Origin of the sequence: Breoghania corrubedonensis (genome assembly GCF_003053845.1) — a bacterium.
GTDB lineage: Bacteria > Pseudomonadota > Alphaproteobacteria > Rhizobiales > Stappiaceae > Breoghania > Breoghania corrubedonensis.
Genome location: NZ_QAYG01000003.1, coordinates 32,553 through 53,243, shown reverse-complemented (window position 1 = coordinate 53,243; position 20,691 = coordinate 32,553). Strand labels below are relative to the sequence as shown.

Below are 20,691 nucleotides of genomic sequence, written 5' to 3'. Positions count from 1 at the left end.
CTCCTTTTCCCCGTCCCTACCGTTTCAGCAGGAACACGGCCTGTTCGCCGAACAGGTTCCACAGCCACCACGGCGCCTGGATGGGAATGCGCTGGCCGTTGCCGTTGAGCGCCACGGCCTTTTCCACCGTGCAGCCCAGCTCCTTCGTCAGGTCGACGAAATCGCGGATCGTGCAGAAGTGGATGTTCGGCGTGTCGTACCAGGAATGCGGCAGGTAGTCGGTGACCGGCATGTGCCCCTTGAACAGCAGGTGAAGCCGGTTCTGCCAATAGCCGAAATTCGGAATGGAGACGATCACGTGGCTGCCGATCCTGAGGAGCTGGCGCACCACCTCCTTGGGATCCCAGGTCGCCTGAAGCGTCTGGCTCAGCACCACATAATCGAAGGCACTGTCGGGATAGGCGGAAAGGTCCTCGTCGGCGTCGCCCTGGATCACCGACAGGCCGCGCGCCACGCAGGAATTCACGCCGACCTGCGAGATCTCGATGCCGCGCGCATCCGCGCCCTTGCTCGTGGCAAGGATCTCCAGCAACTCGCCATTGCCGCAGCCGACATCGAGAACGCGCGAATTGGGTTCCACCAGTTCCGCAATCACCCGGTGGTCAATGCGGGTTTCCGTCATGGGGGCGTCCGACATCAGGAATGCGCCTCCCAGTCGTCGGCGAGCGCGGGCGGCAGGATGCCGCGCGAACGCGCGCCACCGGTCAGGAAACCGCGCACCATGGTGAAAAGCTCCGGCTCGTTCAGGAGGAAGGCGTCATGGCCGCGCGGGCTGTCTATCTCCACGAAGGAGACGTTGCCGGCGGCAGCATTCAGCGCATGCACCACCGCCCGGCTTTCGGAGGTCGGAAACAGCCAGTCGCTCGTCACCGAGGCGATACAGAAGCGCGTCTTCGAGCCCTTGAAGGCATGCGCCAGCACCCCGCCGTAATCCGCCGCCAGATCGAAATAGTCCATCGCGCGGGTGACATAGAGATAGGAATTGGCGTCGAAGCGATCGACGAAACTCATGCCCTGGTGGCGCAGGTAGCTCTCGATCTGGAAATCGGCGTCGAAGCCGAAGGTGACGTGCTCACGATCCTGCAGCGAGCGGCCGAACTTCCTGTGCAGCGACTGGTCCGACATGTAGGTGACATGCGCCGCCATGCGCGCCACCGCAAGGCCCTTGGCGGGGCGCACGTCATATTCCAGATACTTGCCGTGGCACCAGTCGGGATCGGCCATCACCGCCTGACGGCCGACCTCGTGAAAGGCGATGTTCTGCGAGGAATGGCGCGCACCGGAGCACAGCACCGCCGCGGAGAACAGCCGGTCGGGATAGCTCGCCGCCCATTGCAGCACCTGCATGCCGCCCATGGAGCCGCCGACAACCGCAAACAGCGTGTCGATGCCCAGTTCGTCGATCAGCATGGCCTGCGAACGCACCATGTCGCGGATGGTGACGAGCGGCATGTCGAGCGCATAGGGCTTGCCCGTTTCGGGATTTGTGGAGGCGGGCCCCGTGGTACCCATGCAGCCGCCCAGCACGTTGGCGCAGATGACGAAGAAGCGGTCGGTGTCGATCGGCCGGCCGGGGCCGACCATCATCGACCACCAGCCCGGCTTGCCGGTCAGCGGGTTGGTGGAGGCGACGTACTGGTCACCCGTCAGCGCGTGACATACGAGGATGGCGTTGGACCTGTCCTCGTTCAGCGTGCCATAGGTCTGGTAGGCGATCTGCCAGGGGGCGAGGTCGACGCCGGCATCGAGCCGGAGCGGTTTGTCCTTGCCGAAGCGGATGACCGGGCTCGACGGCTCATCCGCCTCGCGCAGCCTTGCCGCGTCGGTTAGGGCGTCGCCGTCTTGCGATGTCATTCTTGTCCGGATCCCGCGTTGCGAGTGGATCAGAGGCGCTCGCCTTGAAAGCCCCTCTGACAGAAAGGGCGGTCGCTTACGTAGGATGGCGCGTGGCGAACTGTCAATACAATCGCCTCGCCCGCCGTCTCCCCCGCCGCGTCCCTTCGGCAAGGCCCCGCCGTTTTCCTTTTGATTTCGCAGGCGCGCTTGCCTATGAAGGATCCTCCGGCGCCGAGCTCCCCGACGGGTCGCTGATCGCGCACACGCGCACGCCGGCACGAAAACGCAACTCTCGACAATTCGACCGGAACGCTCCATGCCCCCTTCGTCGCCCGCCGCGCCGACCTCCGATACAGACAGGCTCGCCGAACTTCGCTCCCGCATCGACCAGATCGACGAGCAGATGCACGGCCTGCTGATCGAGCGCTCGAACATCATCGACGCGCTGGTCGAGGCCAAGGGCACGCAGAATTCCGGGGGCACGCAGAGCGCCGGCCCCGATTCTCCCTCCGATGCCCCCACCGGCGCCGCCTTCCGCCCCTTGCGCGAGGCCGACATGATGCGCCGGCTGGTGGAACGGCACGAGGGCTCGCTGCCGATGGTCACCGTTGAGCACATCTGGCGTGAGATCATCTCCACCTTCACGCGGCTCCAGGCCGACTATGTGGTGCATCTGGATGGCAGCGCGGACGCGATCGACATGCGCGACGCGGCGCGCTTCTATTTCGGCTTCGCGCTCGATCTCGTCACCGAGGAAGACCCGGACGCGGTGGTCGCCGCCGTTGCCGCCTCCACCACCGATCTCGGCGTGATCGCGCTCACCCGCGCCGCCGAAACGCCGTGGTGGCGCGCGCTCGGGGGAAGCGGCCCGCACATTCTCGCCCGCCTGCCCTTCCTGCTGGAGACAGGCCGGCCGGCCGACATGCCCGCGCTCGTGCTCTCCCCGCCGGTGAGCGAGCCCGGCGATCCCGACATCAGCGTCTATTGCGTGACATGGATGGCTGGCAAGCGGCCCGACAACGCGCTTGCCCAGGCCGGCATCGAGATCCTGGCGCGACATACCAGCGAGGGCACCGATGCGCTCATCGCGGTGCCCGGCGACGTGACCATCGATGCCATCGCCGCCATTCTCCAAGACGCGGGCGCCGAGCCCGGCCCGTTGCGCGAGGTCGGCGGCTATGCGGCCGCGATTGATCTCGACGACAGCGATGACGACGATTTCTGACACAGATCCGGCGGATCCGGCGTTTCACACCCGGACTGACCGGTCCGGCCCGCGACAGGCGGTGCCATCGGGAGCAAGACGTTAAAATGACGAGTTCCGATACCCTTTCCGCTCAGGCGGATCCGGCCGATCAGGCCGAAGCCGCCCCCCTTCGCCCGACGCCGCGTCCGGGCGTCCTCGACATCGCCGCCTACGTGCCCGGCAAGCACAAGGGCACCGGCACGGGCCAGACCTTCAAGCTCTCCTCCAACGAGACCCCGCTCGGCGCGAGCCCGAACGCGATCGCGGCCTATACCCGCGAGGCAGGCCACCTGGAGCTCTATCCCGACGGGACGGCCTCGGCGCTACGCGAGACGCTCGGCCGCATGCACGGCATCGATCCCGACCGCATCGTCTGCGGCGCCGGCTCCGACGAGATCCTGAACATGCTGGCGCGCGCCTATCTCGCCGACGGCGACGAGGCGATCTATCCCGAGCACGGCTTTCTGGTCTATCCGATCGCCATCAAGGCCTGCGGGGCGACGCCTGTCGTCGTGCCGGAAAAGAACCTCACCGTGGATGTCGACGCCATCCTCGCCGCGGTGAACGAGCGCACGAAGCTCGTCTTCCTCGCCAATCCGAGCAACCCGACCGGGACCTATCTGCCGTTCGACGAGATCCGCCGCCTGCATGCCGGTCTTCCGGGCAACGTGGTGCTGGTGCTCGATGCGGCCTATGCCGAATATTGCCGCCGCAACGACTACGCCGCCGGCATCGAGCTGGTGACGGAGAGCGAGAACGTGGTGATGGCGCGCACCTTCTCCAAGGTCTACGGCCTGGCCGCGCTGCGCATCGGCTGGTGCTACGGACCGGAAGGCATCATCGACGTCATGAACCGCATCCGCGGGCCGTTCAACGTCTCCGCCGCGGCCATCGCCGCCGGCGTGGCGGCCGCGGAGGACCGTGACTTCCTCGACAGCGCCATCGCCCACAACGAGCGCTGGCTGCCGTGGGTGACGAAGGAGATGGAGGCACTCGGGCTGACGGTGACGCCGAGCGTGTGCAACTTCATCCTGATCCACTTCCCCGACGTGCCGGGCAAGCGGGCGGCCGATGCGGACGCCTTCCTGCTGGAACGCGGCTGCGTGCTGCGCCGGGTCGACAATTACGGCCTGCCGAACGCACTGCGCATGACCATCGGCACCAAAGAGGCCAACCACGCGGTGATCGCCGCGCTGAAGGACTTCTTCGCGGGCTGAGGCCGGTCCGCGCGACCAGCCGCTTGCTCCCCTCCCCCCCTTGTGGGGGAGAGCCGCTTGTTCCGAACCTGCCGCCTTACCCCCCTCTGTCGACCTGCGGCCGACATCTCCCCCTCAAGGGGGGAGAAGGGTGCGTGGAGCCAGATTCTCGGAACCAATACCGTCATTTTGCGTGAGCCTGCGACACCGCCCGGAATGAGGGTGATCGCCGCGCTGAAGGACTTCTTCGCGGGCTGAGGGTGTGAAGAAAGCGGCGAAGGGCTGACGAGCGCCTGCGGCGCGCTTGTTGCGCTGGGTTCCGGATCAGCGCTCGGCTTTCGCCTCACTTGTCCGGAATGAGGAGCATGGGGTTGGCTTGAAGCTCTCCACATACTCCCTCATTCCGGGCGGTCCGCGGCGAAAGCCGCATGGCCAGACCCGGAATCCAGCACAACAGGTGCGCCGCAGGCGCTCCATTTTCCTTCCCGGCCTTCCCCTTCCGGCCCCTTCCTGCCCCTTCCCGCGCAACTTGCCCTAGCCACGACGCGCCATGCCGGGTAAGAGCCTCCTCGCGCCTGCAATCGGGCAGGCATTTTCACCAACACGAACGAATGGACCAATGAAACCGCCCTTCAAACGCCTTACCCTGATCGGCATCGGCCTGATCGGTTCCTCGATTGCCCTGGCGGCGCGCCGCAAGGAGCTGGCGGAGGAGATCGTCATCTCCACGCGCTCCGAAGCGACGCTTGACCGCGCCCGCGAGCTGGGGCTCGGCGACCGATATTATCTCGATGCGGCAGAGGCGGCGGAAGGGGCGGATCTGGTCATCCTGTGCGTGCCGGTCGGCGCGTGCGGACCGGTCGCCAAATGGATCGCGCCCTGCCTCGCTCCCGGTGCCATCGTCTCCGACGTCGGTTCGGTCAAGGAGGCGGTCGTCAGGTCGATGTCCCCGCACATCCCGCAAGGCGTGCATTTCGTGCCCGCCCACCCGATCGCCGGTACCGAGCATTCGGGCCCCGACGCGGGCTTTGCGGAGCTGTTCGAAAACCGCTGGTGCCTCATCACGCCGGTCGAGGGCAGCGACGCCGACGCCATCGCCCGCCTTGCCGCGTTCTGGACCGCGCTCGGCTCCAACGTGGAAGAGATGGACCCGGTGCGCCATGACCGGGTGCTCGCCATCACCTCGCACCTGCCGCACCTCATCGCCTACAATCTGGTGGGGACCGCCCACGATCTGGAAACGGTGACGCAGTCGGAGGTGATCAAGTTCTCCGCCGGCGGTTTCCGCGATTCCACGCGTCTGGCCGCTTCCGACCCAACCATGTGGCGCGACGTGTTCCTCAACAACAAGGACGCGGTGCTGGAAATGCTCGGCCGCTTCTCCGAGGAACTCGCCGCCCTCCAGCGCGCCGTGCGCTGGGGCGACGGCGAGGCGCTCTACAAGGCGTTCGAGCGCACGCGCTATATCCGGCGCAACATCATCGAGGCCGGCCAGGAAACGCCTGCGCCCGACTTCGGCCGCCACGTCAAGGAACCGGGCGAGTAGCGCCCGGTTGCGGTTTGCGGCGTTCGGCGGGCCCCGTGGCCGGCGAACGCCGCCGAGCCGCGCCGCTGCGGGGGGAAGCGATGCAGGGGCCGGCGGTGCGCAAGCCCGCCGCGCCATGTCCGACAACGACGCAACGAGAGGTTCCCTCCATGCCCTTCACCACCCTCGACGACAAGACTGCCCTCGTTCTCATCGACCTGCAGAAGGGCATCGTCGCCCTGCCGACCGTTCATCCGGCAGCCGACATCGTCGCGAAATCGGTGCGGCTTGCCGACGCCTTCCGCGAGGCCGGCCGACCGGTGGTCTTCGTCAATGTCGCCGGCGGCGCGCCGGGCCGCACCGAGCAGGCCATGCCCGGCGGCGAAAGGCCGGCGGACTGGGCCGACCTCGTCGCCGAACTCGCCCGCCGGCCCGAAGAGCCGCTCTTCACCAAGAAGAGCTGGGGCGCATTCGCGACGACCGGCATCGATGCCTGGCTGAAGCAGCGGGGCGTCACCCACATCGTGCTGGCCGGCATCTCGACCTCCATCGGTGTGGAATCGACCGCGCGACAAGCCTATGAGGCCGGCTTCAACGTGTTGCTCGTCACCGATGCGATGAGCGACATGAAGGCAGACGCGCACGAGAATTCGCTGAAGAACATCTTCCCGCGCCTGGGCGAGACGGGCACCACGGACGCCCTGCTGGCGCTTCTTGGCGCGTGACGCCGGCCGCCGGAAGGATGATTTAGCGCGTTGCAGGACAGGACAAGCCCCATGCTGACCAGGACGCCGGAGAATGATGCTCCGGATGCGCAAGCCCCTGTGGGAGCGGATGCGACGCCACCGCAGCGCGCTCCCAACGGCACGCCGTTGCGCTGGGTCGGGCTTGCGGCGCTGTCTCTCGTGCTGATGACGCTCCTCGAACTGACGGGATTTCCGGCAGCGCTGCTGCTGGGCGCCATGATCGCCAGCATCGTCGCGGCCTTGATGAACGCCGACATGGCCGTGCCCCGGCTGCCCTACCTGGTGGCGCAGGCGCTGGTCGGCTGCATGATCGCGCGCACGCTGGAACTGTCGGTGCTGCAGGAGATCGCGCGCGACTGGCCGGTCTTCGTCGGCGGAGTCCTTTCCGTGATTATCGCCGCCGCGCTGCTCGGCTGGTCGCTCGCCCGGCTGAAGATCCTGCCCGGCTCTACCGCCATCTGGGGCTCCTCGCCCGGCGCTGCCCAGGTGATGACCTTCATGTCGGAGGAATTTGGCGCCGACATGCGCCTCGTCGCCTTCATGCAGTACACCCGCGTCATCATCGTCGCCGGGCTTGCCGCTGCGGTCGCCCGCATCTGGGCGGACACCGGCACTGCGAGCGTGGCGACCGCCTGGTTCGCCGCGCCCGACTGGGCGAACCTCGCCGCCACGCTCGCCGTCGTCGCGGTCAGCCTCATGCTGCACAAGCTGCTCAACGTGCCGGCGCTCGCCTTCGTGCTGCCCATGATCGCCAGCGCGGTGCTGCAGGATATCGGCCTCCTGACGATCGAGCTGCCGCCGCTGTTGCTGGCCGCCGCCTACGTCACCATCGGCTGGGGCATCGGGCTGCGTTTCGACAAACCGGTGCTGCGGCATGCGGCGCGCGCCACCCCGCGCATCCTCGTCTCCATCGTCATTCTGGTTGCGCTGTGCTGCGGGCTGGCCAGCCTGCTTGTCGCGTTCGCCGGCGTCGATCCGCTCACCGCCTATCTCGCCATGAGCCCGGGCGGCGCCGACACGGTGGCGATCATCGCCGCCTCGCCGAACGTTGAAGTCGACGTGCCGTTCATCATGGCGATGCAGATCGCCCGCTTCCTGCTGATCGTCGCCACCGGGCCGATGATCGCCAAATTCGTGTCACGGCGGATGGGGGAGTGATCCCCGACGCATCTCCTACCCGGAGCGCTCCCAGGCGTCCGGACATCTGACACGTTGCCAATCGCAAGTATGAAACGGCAGTTTCCTTGACCGTTCTTCTTTTGCAGATTTATCTTTCCTGCGTATATTCTCTTTTATTTTCCGTCTGAATAATTTCTTTGGGAAACTCTATGGAAATAAAGATTGGAACCTTCAATCTAAACAACCTGTTCTCGCGATTCAACTTCGCAGGCGCGGTTGATAGTCCTCCTTCAGCCTCCGAGGGCGGCATAACGCTGACCTTCGATGAGGGCTCCGTAAAGGTACGCACCTTCATGGGGCGGCTCGTGAAGGAGAAGGACCCGGAGGAGACGGTGACCATCGCCCGGCGGATCCGGCAAGCGATGGACGTCGACGTGCTCGGCGTCCAGGAAGTGGAGCACATCGAAATCCTCAAACAGTTCAACCGCGACTATCTGGGCGGCGGCTACGACGAGATCGCGCTGATCGAGGGCAACGATCCGCGCCTCATCGATGTCGGCCTGCTCTCGCGGCTGCCGGTGGGGGCCATCACCTCCTTCCAGACCTCCGTGCATCCCGACGACCCGGCAAGGCGCGTCTTCGGCCGCGATCTCGTACGCATCGAGATCCTGGGCCCGGACCGGCAACCGCTCCTGGTCGTCTACAACACCCACATGAAAAGCCACTACGTGCCCTTCCACATGGACCCGGTGGCCGGCGCCGCGGAGGCGAACGAGCGCCGCAGGCGGCAGGCGGAGACGATCGGTGCCATCATCGCGGCGACCGAGGGACCCGACAGCCGCTTCGTGCTGCTCGGCGACATGAACGATCCGCCGGGCTCGCCCTTCCTCGCGCCGATGATCGCGTTTGCCGGCGGCACCTTGGTCAACAGCCTCGCCGATGCACGCGAGACACGGCCGGCCAAGCCGGAGACGCCCGGCCAGGGCCCCGGGCCGGCGAGCGTCAACTGGACTCATCGCTACAACCCGCCGGGGCCGGAGTTTCCGCATTACGAGCAGTACGACCAGATCTGGCTGAGCCCGGCGCTGGCGCCGCATCTCGCCGCCGCCTTCATCGACCGCCGCACCCGTCACGGTGGCGACGGCAGCGACCACGATCCGGCCTGGGTGGTGCTGGATCTCTGAAACGCCGGCCTTCAGGCGGGACGGTCTGAATGACAGAAAGCCTTCCGGATCAGGGCATCTCCCCTTTCCCGCCACCAGGTGTGGAACGTGTGATCCCTCGAGGCATGTGACTACCTCATACCACCCCGCGCAGTTCTGCCAAGGTCGTCCTTGACCGGGAGGGGCGCGCGGGTGCATGAGGGACCTCCCTTCATTGTGACCTGTCATTATGCCGCACCGCCAGACGCCTGCGTGGCACCTCTTCGTGCCCAAACTCATCACCGTGCTGCGCGAAGGCTATTCGCTCGGCCATTTGCGCGCCGATGTCATCGCCGGGCTCACCGTCGCCATCGTCGCGCTGCCGCTGGCCATGGCGCTTGCCATCGCTTCGGGCGCGACGCCGGACAAGGGGCTGATCACCTCCGTCATCGCGGGTTTTCTCATCTCCGCGCTCGGCGGCTCCCGCTTCCAGATCGGCGGGCCGACCGGCGCCTTCGTCGTGGTGGTCTTCAACGTCATTGCCCGGCACGGCTATGACGGGCTTGTGCTGGCCACGCTGATGGCCGGCCTGCTGCTCACCGCCGCCGGCCTGCTGCGGCTCGGCACTTTCGTCAAGTATATCCCCGAACCCGTCGTCACCGGCTTTACCACCGGCATCGCGATCATCATCTTCTCAAGCCAGATCAAGGATCTGTTCGGCCTCCACATGGCGCAGGTGCCGGCCGAGTTCATCGCCAAGTGGGAAGCCTTCTGGGCCGCGCGCGACACGTTTTCCATTGCGAGCGCGGGCATCGCGTTCGCCGCCCTGGCGCTGATCGTGGTGCTGCGCCGTACCGCGCCGAAAATGCCGGCCTTCCTGATCGCCGTCGTCGCCGCCTCGCTGGCCGCCTGGGCCTTCGCGTTGCCGGTCGATACGATCGGATCGCGCTTCGGCGGCATCCCCCATTCCCTGCCGATGCCCCAGATGCCGGCGATCGGCATGGCCCGGCTTGTCGAATTGTTGCCCTCCGCCCTCACCATCGCGTTCCTGGCGGGCGTGGAAAGTCTGCTGTCGGCCGTGGTCGCCGACGGCATGACCGGCCGGCGGCACCGCTCCAACTGCGAACTGGTGGCGCAGGGCATCGCCAATATCGGCTCCGCCCTGTTCGGCGGACTGCCGGCGACCGGCGCCATCGCGCGCACCGCCACCAACATCCGCACCGGCGCGCGCTCGCCCATCGCCGGCATGCTGCACGCGGGGTTCGTGCTGGCCTTCATGATGTTCCTGGCGCCGCTGGCGAATTTCATCCCCCTCGCGAGCCTCGCCGCCGTGCTGGTGATCGTCGCGTGGAACATGAGCGAGATCGACAAGCTGCGCCATCTGCTGCATGCGCCGCTCGAGGAACGTCTCATTCTCCTCGTCACGCTGGGGCTGACGGTGCTGGTCGACCTGACGCTCGCCATCGAGATCGGCGTGGTGATGGCGGCGATGGCCTTCATGCACCGCATGTCGCAGTCCGTCGCCGTCACGCTCGGCGTCTCCGCGATCGAGGAGGAGATCGACGATTTCGCCGAGCCGCTGCCCCCGCACGACCAGCGCCTCGCGCTGCCTGACGGTGTCGAGGTGTTCCAGTTGCGCGGGCCGCTGTTCTTCGGCGCGGCCTCGCGGCTGGGCGAGGTGCTGGACCGGGCCGGTCCGATACCGCCGGTGTTCATCCTGCGCATGCGCGAGGTGCCGCTGATCGATGCGACAGGCGTCGGTGCGCTGGAGAGCTTCGTCAGCCGCTGCACGGCGCGCGGCACCCGCATCATCGTTTCCGGCATTCAGGACCAGCCCCTCACCATTCTCACCCACATGGGGCTCGCCGCGCGGCTGATATTCGCCGACAACTTCGAGAGCGCCAAGGCGCTTGCCGTGCCGGACGGGCCGCTCCCGCTCGGCGCCGCCTGACACCCGGGGTCGCAGGAGGCGCCGCCACTACGTATTTTTCCCCTTGTTGCGGGCGGACAACAACCGGACAGTTTCGTCAAAACCGACCGTCCGTGATCCGGGTCACGGCTTGCCTCGGGGCCGCAACGTTAACAAGAATGCAACCCTGCGTTTCCTATCGTCAGCGTATTCGCAGGGCTGTGTATCGGCGTTCTTGCGGCTCGTCCCTGCAGGTCCAACCCTTCCGGATCCTTGTGGGAGCGCCGTGGCGAACCGCGCGCGTTCCTTGATGAGCCCGGCGTTCCGGCACACGCCGCCGGGCCGGGCGGGCAGACGAGAGACTTTGGATCGCCGGATGGCGGCAGCATCGCCCGCCTTTCGGTACGGAATATGAACTGAGGCATTCGAAGGGATCGGGAATGCGAAAGCTTCTCACGATAGCAGCGGCCGTACTGGTCGCCGGCACTGCGGCAGCGACGTCGGCAACGGCAAACACGAAGGTCTTCGATCCGGCAACGAAGACGTGGATGAAGATCGGCCCGGGCGCGCACAGCGGCAAGTCGCCGATCGACAAGAAGGTCGTCTCCTATGATGGCGGCCAGGCACCGGGCACCGTCATCATCGATACCGGCGAGCGCCGGCTCTATTACGTGATGTCGGGCGGGCGGGCCATGAAGTACGGCATCGGCGTGGGCCGCGAGGGCTTCCAGTGGGCGGGCACCAAGCACATCTCCCGCAAGGCGGAATGGCCGGGCTGGACCCCGCCGCCGCAGATGGTCGCGCGCGAGCGCCGCAAGGGCCGCAAGCTGCCGTCCTACATGGAAGGCGGGCCGAACAATCCGCTGGGCGCGCGCGCCATGTATCTGGGTTCCTCGCTCTACCGCATCCACGGCTCCAACGAGCCCTGGACCATCGGTCAGGCCGTCTCGTCGGGCTGTATCCGCATGGCCAACGAGGACGTCATCGACCTTTACGACCGCGTCGATGTCGGCGCCAAGGTCATCGTCAAGCGCTGAACCGCAACACGTTTCACATCAAGGCCGCGGGTTCCACCGGAGCCCGCGGCTTTTTTCGCTTGTCCCGCCACGCAACGTCTTTCGCGCCATTCAGTCCTGATAGCGGGCGAGAAACTCTCTCATTCCGCTCGAAAGCGGCTTCGCCTTTTCCGTGGCATTGTCGACCTGGACGATGACGGTCCTGCCGGTTGCCGCCAGAGTGCCGTCCTGCGAGACCTTTTGCGAAAGCTCGATCGAACTCGTGCCGATCCGCGCGATCTTCGTCTCGATGGTCACCGTGCCCGGCCAGAACAGCGAGCTCAGATATTCGAGGCTCAGCGTGGCGATGACGAACGAGGCGCCGTGGCAATGCTTGCGCGCCCGCGCATCATAGAGAATTTCCACCCGTCCGGTTTCCAGGAACGTCGAAAACACGGCGTTGTTGACATGCCCCTGCCGGTCTGTGTCGGCATAGCGGATCTTGTCGGTGGTGACGTGGCTAAGGCCAGCTTCGCTGCCGCCCGCCTCGCTGCCGCCGGCCTCCTTGGGGGCCGTCGCCTCACCGGGTTGGTTTTCGCCAGGGGAACGAAGGACGCTATCGTCCGCCATAGGGCTTCCTTTCAATTTCAAAAGGACAGGTAAAACGGATTTTCTTCAAACAGGCCGGAAGAACAGTTCAAATGAACGTACGGATCGCCTGCGACGCTATCAAACGTGAAATCGCAGTCAAGACACAACCGCCCGCGCCCTTCCGCTGCGCCCTTGCGTTCCGTCTTTCCTTGCGGCGCGCCGCGTTCTAAACTCGCGCGACACCATAGGGAATGGAGCCAGCCCGCGTGCACACCTACCTGATCGAACTCGCCTCGCTGATGGCGGTGTTTTCCTTCGCCATCGTCGCGCCCGGCGCCGATACGGCCATGGTGATGCGCCAGGCCGTGCTGCACGGTCGCCGCGAAGCCATCCTGACGAGTTTCGGCATCGGCACGTCGCTGCTGTTTCACGTCACCTACACGATCCTCGGGCTCGGCCTGATCATTTCCAAGTCGATCCTGCTGTTCAACGTCATCAAGTGGCTGGGCGTCGCCTACCTCATCTATATCGGCATCCAGTCGCTGAGGGCCGGACCGACGGTGATCGCCGTCAGCACGCCGGACGACGCCCGCCACACGCGCCAGAGCGCCCGCAAGGCGTTCCTGCTCGGCTTCCTCGCCAATGCGCTGAATCCCAAGCCGGTGTTCTTCTTCCTGTCGATCTTCTCCACGCTGATCAGCCACGAGACCCCGGCCCTCGTCAAGGCCGGCTACGGCCTCGTCATGGCGAGCTGCCTGATCGCCTGGTTCGTGGGCGTCTCGTACTTTCTCACCGTGCCGAAGATGCGCGCCGGGTTCGAGCGCGCGGGCAAGTGGATCAACCGCGCCAGCGGCGCCATCTTCATCGGCTTCGGCCTGAAGCTCGCGGCGGAAAAGGCGGCCTGAGGGACCTGCCTCAATAGAGGCCACACGTTCGCCGTGCCTTCGCGCCGCGCCGCTCACATGAAAACAGAATGACAGGCGCGCCTCACCCCTCTGCGTCGCCGGAGGCGTCTTGCGGGATGTCGAATGTCATGCGCCGGCGCGACGCGACGCGGCGCGGCGGTGCGGCACCTTCTTCCGGCTCGCCCGTGGCCTCGTCCCGGCTCTCGTCGCGCGACGACGCGTCTTCGGGGCTTTCGGCCAAGGCCGCTTCAGGCTCACCGGCAAGCGCGACATCCTCCGGCGGCAAAGCCTCCCCCACACACTCGGTCGCCTCGCCGCCCCCTTCCGGCGCGCCATCGCCCGCCTTGGCAAACCCCTTGCCGATCTGCCAGCGGGTCGCGACCGTCTTCAGCGCCTCCGCCTTGCCGGTGAAATCGGTGTCGTAATCGTTCAGCCCATCGACGCAGGCATAGACCGGATCGGACGTCCACAGCCGGCGCAGCGCCACAGCCTTCAGTGCGGCGGGTACGCCCTTCTTGAGGAAGACGCTCATGTCCGTCGCAGGGCCGATCGTTTCCAGATTCACCGCTTCGGCGGCAAGACGGTTGGCCGCAAGCTCCTCCTCATCGGGCGCGGTTTCGACAGACGCGTCCGGCACCTCCGGCGCTGCGCAGCCAGGATCGGCGGGACAGGGATCGGCGGGACAGGGATCGGGCGCGACCTGCGCCACGGCACCCTCGTCTGGCACGGCATCCCCGTCCGCCGCACCGACGGCGGCGGCGTTCTTGCGCCGGGCCCAGCGCGAGAGGAAGCGCTCCTCAGCCATTGCACCCCTCGTCGTCGGCCGAGGGTCCGCCCTCCACGGGCCTGGGGGCGCCCGGTCCGCGCGCGAAGATCGGTTCCTTGCCGAATTTCAGGTCTTCCACTTTCACCTCGTCACGCCGCCGTTTCCTGAATTCCTCCGGCAGCGGATGGGCGCGGACGAATTCCACCAGCAGCGCGACCAGATCTTCCGGCATCGGGACCTGCTCCAGAATGCCCTCGCCGCTGTCGGCGAGATCCTGCGCGTCATAGGGACAGGCGGTGATGATGGAGAGTTCCCACGGCTGGGCCGCGCCGGGGTCGGCCGCATCGAGCATGATCCACAGGCTGGGCACCTCCAGCGCCAGATTGATGCGATAGGCCTCCACCAGCTTCCTGTGCAGCGTCACGTTCTTTGTGCCGGCGTGAAAGCGCGTGGTGGTGCCTTCGCTCACCATCGGGTGCCAGTCCTCCATCGGCGGCGGCTCGACGACGGCGGCCACAGGACGCCACGACCACTCCGCCCAGGGGTGATCGACACGCCGACGCTCCACGATCGCGGCGACAGGAATGGAAATCTCGGCCTTCAGACCCTCGGCTTTCTCGTGTTCCAACGTATCCCCGCATGGCTTACCCGGTTGCAGACAATACTAACCCTCGCGAAATAGTTGGCAATGCTGGCAGACCTGCCTAAAACTTCCATAAGGGAAAAAAGAGGTCGTATGCGCGTGAAGCATCGGCACCCAGCGACACGCAAGGGCCGGAGGGGAAGACGCGATGAAGGTTCAGGGCCGCAAAGTCCTTGTCTGCAACTGCGAAGAAACGATGGATCTGGATGCGCGGCGGCTTGCCGTGGGCGAGGACGGCACGCCGACCATCCACCGGCACCTGTGCCGAACCGGCATGGCGGCCTTCGAGAGCGCGCTCGCCGGTGACGAGCCGATCCTCGTCGCCTGTACGCAGGAGGCGCCGCTGTTTTCCGAAATCGCGGAGGATGCCGGTGCCGACGAACGCGTGTCCTTCTTCAACATCCGCGAGCGCGCCGGCTGGACAGCGAAGGGCCAGGACCCGCACGCAAAGATCGCGGCCCTCATCGAGGAAGCCGTGCTGGAGCCGGAGCCCACGGGGCTGAAGACCATCGAGAGTTCCGGCCTCTGCCTCGTCTACGGCGCGGGCCAGCAGGCGCTCGATGCCGCGCGCATGCTCAATGCCCGGTTGTCGGTCACGCTTCTTTTGAGCGATGCGGCCGACATGGTTTTGCCCTCGGTGATGGACGTCGCGGTCTATCGCGGCCGCATCCGTTCGGTTTCCGGCTCACTCGGCCAGTTCGACGTCACCGTCGATTCCTATGCCCCGATTCTGCCATCGGCGCGCACCGAGCCGCAATTCATGATGGCGCGCGACGGCGCGAAATCGGACTGCGCCGTCATCGTCGACATTTCCGGCGGCACCCCGCTCGTCACCGGCTTTGAAAAGCGCGACGGCTATTTCCGCGCCGATCCGAAGGACCCGGCGGCGGTCGCCCGCGTGCTGTTCGAAGCAGGTGAAATGGTCGGCACCTTCGAAAAGCCGCTCTACGTCTCCTATGACGCCAGCATCTGCGCCCATTCGCGCTCGGGCCGCACCGGCTGCACCAATTGTCTCGACGTCTGCCCGGCCGGTGCGATTTCCGACGCCGGCGACACGGTCTTCTACGATCACGGCATCTGCGCGGGCTGCGGATCGTGCGCCGCCGCATGTCCCACGGGCGCGGTTTCCTACGCCTACCCGCGCCGGGCGGACCTCGTCGGCCGGTTGCAGACGCTCATCGCCGCCTATGCGCGCGCCGGCGGCAAGCGCCCGGTCCTGCTGCTGCACGACGAGACTTACGGTGACGAGATGATCGCGACGATGGCGCGCATGGGGCGCGGCCTGCCCGCCAACGTGCTGCCGGTCGGCCTTCATTCGGTCTTCCACACCGGCCACGAGGTGATGCTGGCCGCCATTCTGGCCGGCGCCCAAGATGTCGTGTGGCTCGCCAATCCGCAGAAATCGGACGAGCTGCCGCCGCTGGAAAGCCAGATCGCGCTCGCCGAGGCGCTGCTTTCAGGCCTCGGCCACGAGGCGGAAGGACGTTTCCATGTGCTGGAGGTGGCCGATCCGGACGCGGTGGAGGACGAGCTCTACCGGCTCAAGGCAAAGCCCGGGCGCGGTGAACCGCGTCGCATCGCGGCCTTCGGCGGCAAGCGCGACGTGGCACGCGCCGTCATCGGCGAGCTGCGGGCAACGGGCGATGCGGCGGCGGACGTCATCGCGTTGCCCGCCGGCGCGCCCTATGGTCGGATTTCCATCGACACGGACGGCTGCACGCTGTGCCTGTCCTGCGTCGCGGCCTGCCCGATGGGCGCGCTTTCCGACAATCCCGAGCGGCCGCAGGTGCGCTTCACGGAAGCCGCCTGTGTTCAGTGCGGGCTATGCGCCGATACCTGCCCGGAAAAGGTCATCTCGCTGGAACCGCGCTATGATCTCGGCGCGGAGGCGATGAGCGCGCGTATCCTCAACGAGGAGAAGCCGGCCACCTGCATTTCCTGCGGCAAGCCGTTCGGCACGCAATCGACCATCAACCGTATCGCGGAAAAGCTCTCCGGCAATCACTGGATGTACCGCTCCGCCGATCAGATCAACCTGATCCGCATGTGCGACGATTGCCGGGTTTCCGCGCAATGGGCGATGCCGGACAGCCCGATGCGCATGGGCGAACGTCCCCGCCCGCGCACGACCGCCGAATATCTCGAGGCGGACAAGGCGGGCCTGACGATCGAAGACTTCCTGAAGAGGCACTGATCGGCCCGCCGACAAGCAAACCTGAAGGCCCGGCGCAAGGACCATGGACGCATCCTCGCGCCGGGCCTTTGGAGCGGCGGGCGCGTGCCCGCATATATTTATTATGTCAATCAACTTCGCGATGGCACCACGCTCTCTCCCTTTTGGCCTTCGACCTTTCTCCGCTACGTAATACCCCCTCCGTCCATTTCGATTTACGACAATTTAACAGGCGAATACTATTTTCACTTCACCGTGAAACCATGTGCGATGTTACAAGATATGCTTATTAAGTCTCGCTTTTCTCCCGTCTCCCCAGTATCCGCGAATGGCCTCAGCTATCCTTCATCACATCGCTTCGAACATGGTCCGTTCCTGTCGATCGGGGGGCGTCGATGAAAGCCGCTCCTTCCTCGCGGTTCGCGCTGAAATCGGTTTCCGCCAAGATCCTGTTGATCGTGGAGATCGTCACGGCCTTCACGATCGTGGTCGCCGGCATCGCGATCTTCCAGATGTCGCGGATCGGCGGGGAGATCGAGAGCATCGCCGAAAACGACATTCCGCTGACGCAGACCGTCAACCAGGTGACAACGGGCCAGCTTGAGCAGGCCATCATGCTGGAGCGCATGTTGCGCTTCGCAGACATCAAGACCCCGAATTCCGCGCAGCTCTACAAGGAAACGCGCGCCTCCTTTGCCAGGCTCGCCGAGGATGTCGATCGTGCCATCACGGCCGCCAAGGCCATAGCCGAAAAGGCGTTGCAGCACTCCGACGGCGAGGCGGACGCCGCGGCTTTTCAGACGGTTCTCAACCAGATCGATGACATCAAGGCGGCGCATTCCGAGTTCGACAAGCATGTGGACGAGATCGCCGTGCTGATCGAGGCGGGACGCCAGGCGGAGGCCGAAGCGCTCGCCGTCACGATCGAGGCGGAGGAAGAGGCACTGGACAACCGCCTCATCGATATCCTCGGCTCGATCCGCGCTTTCACCGCGAAGGCCACCTTGACGGCCGAAGCGCACGAAAAGTCGGCATTCTGGCAGCTTCTCGGCATATCCGCGATCTCCGCCGTGCTCGGCATGGCGATCGCCGTTCTGTTCGCAAGGCGCAGCATCTCCGGCCCGCTCACGAGCGTTTCCAACGCGCTCGGCGCGCTGTCGCGCGGCGATACCTCCGTCACCGTCAGCATCGTCAGCGACGACGAGGTCGGCCAGCTGGCCAGATCCTACGAGAGCTTCAAGGCGACCATGATCGAGGTGGAGCGACTGCGGAGGGAAGCGGCGGAGGAAGAAGAGCGCATCGAGCAGGAAAAGCGCGCGGCGATGCTGCGGCTCGCCGACGAGCTCGAACACACCGTCAAGGCGATCGCCATGCAGCTATCCGCGGCGGTGGAGGAATTGTCGACGGTCGCGACCCAGATGGCCGAAAACGCCTCGCTGACGCGCGAACGCGCCTCCGCCGTGGCCGCCGCCTCCGAACAGGCCTCGAACAATGTCCAGACCGTCGCCTCGGCGGCGGAGGAACTGTCGGCTTCCATCCAGGAGATCAGCCGCCAGGTCACCAAGGCGCTGGCCTTGTCCGATGAATCGACAAGTCAGGCGCGCAATTCCAACGAAACCGTCGAGGGCCTGTCGGCTTCCGCCTCGAAGATCGACGAGGTCGTCAAGCTGATCTCGGACATCGCCTCCCAAACCAATCTTCTGGCGCTGAACGCCACCATCGAGGCGGCGCGGGCCGGCGAGGCCGGCAAGGGCTTCGCCATCGTCGCCTCGGAGGTGAAGAATCTCGCCTCGCAGACCGGCCAGGCGACGGAAGACATCGGCAACCAGATCCAGCAGATGCAGTCGGGCTCGCAGATGACGGCGGAAGCGATTGTCAGCGTGGCAAGGGCCATCGCCTCCATCGACGAACAGATCGCCGGCATCGCCTCGGCGGTCGAGGAGCAGAACGCCGTCACCGCCGAAATCGCGCGCAATGCCAACGAGGTGGCGGCCGGTTCCAGCGATATCGCCACCAATATCACCAGCGTCAGCCAGGGCGCGACGGATTCCAGCGCCTCGGCCGAGCAGGTTCAGGCCACGGTGCTGAGCATCGGCGAGCAGTCGAGCATCCTGACCCGCGAGCTCGATCGCTTCCTGAACACCATCCGCGCCGCCTGAGAGAGGCGCCCGCCTCTCTCATTGCGGCATCTTCGCGGGCGGTTATCCCGCGCGGCGGATGCCGCAGCCTCAGTCCTCACCCCGCGCGGCCAGCGCGCGCTCGCGGAAAAAGGCATAGATGCCGGTGGCGATCAACAGGGTGATGCCGGCGAGCGTGGGCCAGTCAGGCACGTCGCCCCACACGAGAAAACCGATGATGATCGCCCAGATGACGATCGAATAGCGGAACGGCGCGACGACGACCATGTCGCCTGTCCTGACCGCGATGATGATGAAGACGAAGCCCACCAGCAAGAACACGGCCGCGCCGACCAGCAGCGCCAGCAGATGGGGCGCGGGCATGACCCACGTCTCGAACGGCGCCAGCACCGGGCCCAGCAGACAGGTGGTCATCAAGACGCTGGCGAACGCGGCGGCGAAGGTCTTGACCTCGGCGGGAATGGCGCGGGTCGCCAGATCGCGCACCGACATGCAGGTCACCCCGACAATGGCCGACAGCGACCAGACGCTGAAACCGGAGAAGCCGGGCCGAACGATCAGCAGCACGCCGCAAAAGCCCGCCAGCACCGCGCCCCAGCGCCGCCAGCCGACATGCTCGCCCAGAAACAGCGCTGAAGCCGCGACGATCATCAGCGGCAGGGCTTGCAGAATGGCGGTGGCGTTGGCGATTGGCAGGTGCGCGAGAGCCGCCAGATAGAAGACGCTGGCACAGGTCTCCGCGCTCGCGCGAAGCAACACGGCGGGATGAAGCAGCACCTTGGGATTGGCCAGCGCGCCGGTTGCCCAGGCGATCGTGCCGATCAGCAGGCAGGCGAAAAACCCGCGCATGAAGACGATCTGGCCGATCGGCAGGTCCTGAGAGACGAACTTGACCATGGAATCGTTGAGAATGAAGCCGGCGGATGCCACCAGCATCGCCGCGATTCCGCGTCCGTTTTTCCCAAAGTCGCTCATTGCCGCCCCTGACCGCCGCCTCCTTGAAGGCCGCCGCAGGGCAGACCAGCGCGACCTTTAGCGGGGACGGAGCGCAAAGGAAAGCCGCAAGGTCAGCGGGGCGTCAACACGCCGCCGGCAGCGGGTCTAGGCCGCCCCTTCGGGAGAGCTGGAGGCGACGCAGGCGGAGCGACGCAGCGTCCAGCCGGGGTGCTTTTCCAGCCAGCGCCGCGCTTCGGGCTCGCCGTAGCGGGTACACTCGGAGGCCGGGACATGCTCGGCGAAGAAGGGAAGCTGCACGACCTTGCAGGTCGCGGGCTCCTGGGCGAGGCAGACGGAAAGCGCGAGGATCAGCATGAGCACCTCTTTTCTGCGAGCGAAACGCGGGAAAGGAACGGAGAGGGCCAGTGCTGCCCCTCAGATGGCCTTTTCCAGTCTGTCGGCGGGTACGCACCGCCATTTCTTCACGCGCCAGCCGGGGTGGGTCATGTTCCACTTGGCGATTTCCGGCTGGCCGTAGCGCATGCATTGCATCGGCGTGGCGTTGTTCGCGAGGTAGGTCAGGTTGACCTCCTTGCAGGTTGCGGGTGACTGGGCGAGACAGACGGACAGTGCGAGTACGAGCATGTCGATGATCCGGTGCTTGCCTTTTTCCAAGGCCGGTTTTCGGTCAGGCGCCATCTCCCCAGGCACGATTGGCGTTGCCGCACGACATCCGGCTCGCCTTGGTCCCAGTCAATCGCAAGAAACGCGCCAGGAAAATCCGCCCGACTACGCGCGTAATCGAGCTATCGGGAAAAGCACCGC

19 protein-coding genes are annotated in these 20,691 nt (G+C 66.0%); 11 read left to right on the top strand and 8 right to left on the bottom strand.

Translation table 11 applies throughout. From position 1 onward, the window contains the following. Positions 1 to 16 precede the first annotated feature (16 nt). Both metW and metX read right to left on the bottom strand, forming a co-directional pair. On the bottom strand, positions 17 to 637 hold the full coding sequence (metW, locus tag C8N35_RS10780) for a methionine biosynthesis protein MetW (RefSeq protein WP_107989707.1): 621 nt from the start codon (positions 635 to 637) through the stop codon (positions 17 to 19). Then, positions 637 to 1,854, bottom strand: coding sequence for a homoserine O-acetyltransferase MetX (metX, locus tag C8N35_RS10775; RefSeq protein WP_107989706.1), 1,218 nt, complete (start codon positions 1,852 to 1,854; stop codon positions 637 to 639). Before metX ends, metW begins: the two co-directional genes overlap by 1 nt. 298 nt (positions 1,855 to 2,152) lie before the next feature. Here metX and C8N35_RS10770 point away from each other — a divergent pair, with 298 nt between their 5' ends. From C8N35_RS10770 to C8N35_RS10735, 8 genes are all read left to right on the top strand, one after another. Continuing rightward, positions 2,153 to 3,061, top strand: a complete 909-nt coding sequence (locus C8N35_RS10770; RefSeq protein WP_107989705.1) for a chorismate mutase — start codon at positions 2,153 to 2,155, stop codon at positions 3,059 to 3,061. A gap of 86 nt (positions 3,062 to 3,147) precedes the next feature. Beyond that, on the top strand, positions 3,148 to 4,299 hold the full coding sequence (gene hisC / locus C8N35_RS10765) for a histidinol-phosphate transaminase (protein ID WP_107989704.1): 1,152 nt from the start codon (positions 3,148 to 3,150) through the stop codon (positions 4,297 to 4,299). 598 nt (positions 4,300 to 4,897) lie between these two features. Further along, positions 4,898 to 5,824: a prephenate/arogenate dehydrogenase family protein gene (locus C8N35_RS10760; RefSeq protein WP_107989703.1), complete on the top strand. Its 927-nt coding sequence runs from the start codon at positions 4,898 to 4,900 to the stop codon at positions 5,822 to 5,824. Between the two features lie 149 nt (positions 5,825 to 5,973). Further along, on the top strand, positions 5,974 to 6,528 hold the full coding sequence (locus tag C8N35_RS10755; RefSeq protein WP_107989702.1) for an isochorismatase family protein: 555 nt from the start codon (positions 5,974 to 5,976) through the stop codon (positions 6,526 to 6,528). A 51-nt stretch (positions 6,529 to 6,579) separates the two neighbouring features. After that, on the top strand, positions 6,580 to 7,707 hold the full coding sequence (locus tag C8N35_RS10750) for an AbrB family transcriptional regulator (RefSeq protein WP_107989701.1): 1,128 nt from the start codon (positions 6,580 to 6,582) through the stop codon (positions 7,705 to 7,707). Between the two features lie 170 nt (positions 7,708 to 7,877). Further along, entirely contained in the window at positions 7,878 to 8,852 is a 975-nt protein-coding gene (locus C8N35_RS10745; RefSeq protein ID WP_107989700.1) for an endonuclease/exonuclease/phosphatase family protein, read from the top strand. Positions 8,853 to 9,060: 208 nt separating this feature from the next. Then, complete coding sequence (locus C8N35_RS10740) at positions 9,061 to 10,761, top strand: SulP family inorganic anion transporter (RefSeq protein ID WP_107989699.1); 1,701 nt, start codon at positions 9,061 to 9,063, stop codon at positions 10,759 to 10,761. Between the two features lie 398 nt (positions 10,762 to 11,159). Next, a complete protein-coding gene (locus tag C8N35_RS10735; protein ID WP_107989698.1) occupies positions 11,160 to 11,756 on the top strand; it encodes a L,D-transpeptidase in 597 nt (198 codons plus the stop codon). Between the two features lie 90 nt (positions 11,757 to 11,846). Here C8N35_RS10735 and C8N35_RS10730 read toward each other — a convergent pair whose 3' ends face one another. Then, the gene (locus C8N35_RS10730; protein ID WP_107989697.1) at positions 11,847 to 12,344 is read right to left on the bottom strand and encodes an acyl-CoA thioesterase; all 498 of its coding nucleotides are present in this window, start codon (positions 12,342 to 12,344) and stop codon (positions 11,847 to 11,849) included. A gap of 227 nt (positions 12,345 to 12,571) precedes the next feature. Here C8N35_RS10730 and C8N35_RS10725 point away from each other — a divergent pair, with 227 nt between their 5' ends. After that, complete coding sequence (locus C8N35_RS10725; RefSeq protein WP_107989966.1) at positions 12,572 to 13,210, top strand: LysE family transporter; 639 nt, start codon at positions 12,572 to 12,574, stop codon at positions 13,208 to 13,210. An 82-nt stretch (positions 13,211 to 13,292) separates the two neighbouring features. On the opposite strand, the gene C8N35_RS10720 is transcribed toward C8N35_RS10725, so the two are convergent. Both C8N35_RS10720 and C8N35_RS10715 read right to left on the bottom strand, forming a co-directional pair. Beyond that, a complete protein-coding gene (locus C8N35_RS10720; RefSeq protein ID WP_107989696.1) occupies positions 13,293 to 14,015 on the bottom strand; it encodes a DUF3306 domain-containing protein in 723 nt (240 codons plus the stop codon). Next, positions 14,008 to 14,604, bottom strand: coding sequence for a DUF3305 domain-containing protein (locus C8N35_RS10715; RefSeq protein WP_170122074.1), 597 nt, complete (start codon positions 14,602 to 14,604; stop codon positions 14,008 to 14,010). Before C8N35_RS10715 ends, C8N35_RS10720 begins: the two co-directional genes overlap by 8 nt. Before the next feature lie 163 nt (positions 14,605 to 14,767). Between C8N35_RS10715 and C8N35_RS10710 the strand changes: the two genes are divergently transcribed. Both C8N35_RS10710 and C8N35_RS10705 read left to right on the top strand, forming a co-directional pair. Further along, positions 14,768 to 16,813: a 4Fe-4S binding protein gene (locus C8N35_RS10710; RefSeq protein ID WP_107989694.1), complete on the top strand. Its 2,046-nt coding sequence runs from the start codon at positions 14,768 to 14,770 to the stop codon at positions 16,811 to 16,813. Positions 16,814 to 17,187: 374 nt separating this feature from the next. Next, positions 17,188 to 18,951: a methyl-accepting chemotaxis protein gene (locus C8N35_RS10705; protein ID WP_107989693.1), complete on the top strand. Its 1,764-nt coding sequence runs from the start codon at positions 17,188 to 17,190 to the stop codon at positions 18,949 to 18,951. A 69-nt stretch (positions 18,952 to 19,020) separates the two neighbouring features. Here the strand turns inward: C8N35_RS10705 and C8N35_RS10700 are convergent, their stop codons facing one another. From C8N35_RS10700 to C8N35_RS10690, 3 genes are all read right to left on the bottom strand, one after another. Further along, a complete protein-coding gene (locus C8N35_RS10700; RefSeq protein WP_107989692.1) occupies positions 19,021 to 19,905 on the bottom strand; it encodes a DMT family transporter in 885 nt (294 codons plus the stop codon). A gap of 126 nt (positions 19,906 to 20,031) precedes the next feature. Beyond that, positions 20,032 to 20,241, bottom strand: coding sequence for a hypothetical protein (locus C8N35_RS10695; RefSeq protein WP_107989691.1), 210 nt, complete (start codon positions 20,239 to 20,241; stop codon positions 20,032 to 20,034). A 60-nt stretch (positions 20,242 to 20,301) separates the two neighbouring features. Further along, complete coding sequence (locus C8N35_RS10690) at positions 20,302 to 20,511, bottom strand: hypothetical protein (RefSeq protein WP_107989965.1); 210 nt, start codon at positions 20,509 to 20,511, stop codon at positions 20,302 to 20,304. Positions 20,512 to 20,691: the final 180 nt, after the last annotated feature.